Source organism: Streptomyces sp. NPDC046197 (genome assembly GCF_040646295.1).
Lineage (GTDB): Bacteria > Actinomycetota > Actinomycetes > Streptomycetales > Streptomycetaceae > Streptomyces.
Map to the genome: position 1 here is coordinate 25,267 of NZ_JBEYZY010000020.1, position 2,481 is coordinate 27,747.

Consider the following 2,481-nt stretch of genomic DNA (forward strand, 5'->3'; position numbering starts at 1 on the left):
GGTGGTTGCGGGCTGAGTGGTGGTTGCGGGCTGAGCAGTGGCCTCGGGGCCGGCGGTCGTCGTGGGGCCAGTGGCGGCCGCGGGGGGAGCGGTGGGCTCGGGACGAGTGGTGGTTGCGGGCTGAGCAGTGGCCTCGGGGCCGGCGGTCGTCGTGGGGCCAGTGGCGGGCGCGGGGGGAGCGGTGGGCTCGGGACGAGTGGTGGTTGCGGGCTGAGTGGTGGTTGCGGGCTGAGCAGTGGCCTCGGGGCCGGCGGTCGTCGTGGGGCCAGTGGCGGCCGCGGGGGGAGCGGTGGGCGCGGGCCGCTTCTCCGCGAGCCGCTGCCGCAGCGCGGCCGCCCGGCGCCGCGCGTCCCGCACCGTCAGCGGCAGCGGCGACCAGCCGGCCAGCCGCCCCAGGTCCACCACCGGTGGGTACACCGGCGAGACGGCCATCACGTCGGCCGGGGCGCCGAGCACCGGAGCTGCGCCCGGGGCGGGCAGGAGGACCGCCCGGTCGGCGTACTGGACGACGCGTTCCAGGCGGTGCTCGGCCATGAGGACCGTCGTGCCGAGGTCGTGCACGAGCCGCTGGAGGACGGCGAGGACCTCCTCGGCGGCGGCCGGATCGAGCGCCGAGGTGGGCTCGTCGAGGACCAGGACCTTCGGATGCGGGGTGAGGACGGAGCCGATCGCGACCCGCTGCTGCTGGCCGCCGGAGAGGGTGGCGATGGGGCGGTCGCGCAGGCCGGCCAGGCCCAGCAGGTCGAGGGTCTCCTCCACGCGCCGCCGCATCACGTCCGGGGCCAGCCCCAACGACTCCATGCCGTAGGCGAGTTCGTCCTCGACGGTGTCGGTGACGAAGTGGGACAGCGGGTCCTGGCCGACGGTGCCGACGACGTCGGCGAGCTCGCGCGGTTTGTGGGTACGGGTGTCCCGGCCGGCCACCGTCACACGGCCGCGCAGGGTGCCCCCGGTGAAGTGCGGGACGAGGCCGCTGACCGCGCCGAGAACGGTGGACTTGCCGACCCCGGACGGCCCGACCAGCAGGACGAGTTCGCCCTCGGGGACCTCGAAGTCCACGCCCCGGACGGTGGGTTCGTTCGCGCCCTCGTACGTCACGGAGACGTTCTCGAAGCGGATCACATCGGCTCCTTGGGTGCCGGGGCGACGAAGGCCGGAAGCAGACCGAGGAGCACGGCCGCCGCGGGCCACAGGGGAAGTTGGGGGGTGACGAGCGGGACGACACCGGGGTGCAGGGCCTCGGGATCACGGGACGCGGCCAGGGTCAGCAGGGCGGCGGCCGCCGCCCCGGACCCGGCGACCAGGCAGGAGCGGAGGTTCCAGGCGTCGGGGCGGTACCGGGTGCGCGGGGAGCGGCGGCCGCCCAGCCACAGACCGGCGAGGGCGGCGGCGAGTCCGACGAGCAGGACCGGCAGGCCGTAGGTGCCGCCCTCGGCGGTGAGCAGCCCGTACGTGCCGGCGCAGACGCCGAGCAGACCGCCGAGGGTGAGCGCGGCGGTGGTGCGGCGGACGGCGGACGGGACCTCGGCGGTACGGCCGTACCCGCGCGCGTCCATGGCGGCGGCGAGCGCGACGGAGCGCTCCAAGGCGCCCTCCAGGACCGGGAGTCCGACCTGCAGCAGGCCGCGGATCCCCCGGTCGGGGCGCCCGCGCAGGCGCCGGGCGGCCCGCAGGCGCTGGACGTCGGCGACCAGGTGCGGGGCGAAGGTCAGGGCGACGACCACGGCGACGCCGGTCTCGTACAGGGCGCCGGGAAGGGACTTGAGCAGCCGGGCGGGGGTGGCGAGGGCGTTCGCGGCACCGACGCAGATGAGCAGGGTGGCCAGCTTCAGGCCGTCGTACAGGGCGAAGACGAGTGCCTCGGCGGTGACCCTGCCGCCGAGGCGGATGCCCTGGGCCCAGTGCGGCAGGGGGACTTCGGGGAGAGTGACGATCACGTGCGTACCGGGGATGGGGGAGCCGAGCAGGACGGCGAAGGCCAGCCGGATGAGGAGGACGGCCAGGGCGAGCCTGACGAAGGCGGAGTAGGAGCGGGCCGTGGGGGTGCGGGGACGGCAGGTCACCACGACGTGCGCGGAGACGGTGAGCAGGAGGGCGAGGAGCAGGGGGTTGGTGGTGCGGGTCGCCGCGGTGCCCAGGGCGAGGGACCACAGCCACCAGGCTCCCGCGTGCACCGGGTACGCAGGTCTGCCGGCCCTTGCCGGCAGCGCCGGCCGGCGCCCGGCCGGGCGCCGCGCGACCGCGCTCACCCGCACCTGCCCGCGGCCGGGCGCGTCCGCCCGACTGCGCATCGATGCCGGGCGGCGCATCGACGCCCGGCCGGACACGAGCGCGCGGCCAGGTACGGGCGCTTGGCCGGGCACGAATGCCCGGCCAGGTCCGAGCGCCTGTCTGGGCACGAATGCCCGGCCAGGCGCGAACGCCCGGCCAGGCGCGAACGCCCGGCCGGGTACGGGCGCCCGGCCAGGTACGGGCGCTTGG

2 protein-coding genes are annotated in these 2,481 nt (G+C 76.6%); both read right to left on the reverse strand.

Annotation, left to right across the window (positions count from 1 at the left end):
- On the reverse strand, positions 1–1,122 hold a 1,122-nt coding region (locus AB0A61_RS25920), incomplete at its 3' end, for an ABC transporter ATP-binding protein (protein ID WP_361296743.1).
- Positions 1,119–2,309 carry a CbiQ family ECF transporter T component gene (locus tag AB0A61_RS25925; protein WP_361296746.1) on the reverse strand — a complete coding sequence of 397 codons (1,191 nt, stop codon included), beginning with the start codon at positions 2,307–2,309 and terminating at the stop codon, positions 1,119–1,121. The genes AB0A61_RS25920 and AB0A61_RS25925, both read right to left, overlap by 4 nt.
- Positions 2,310–2,481: the final 172 nt, after the last annotated feature.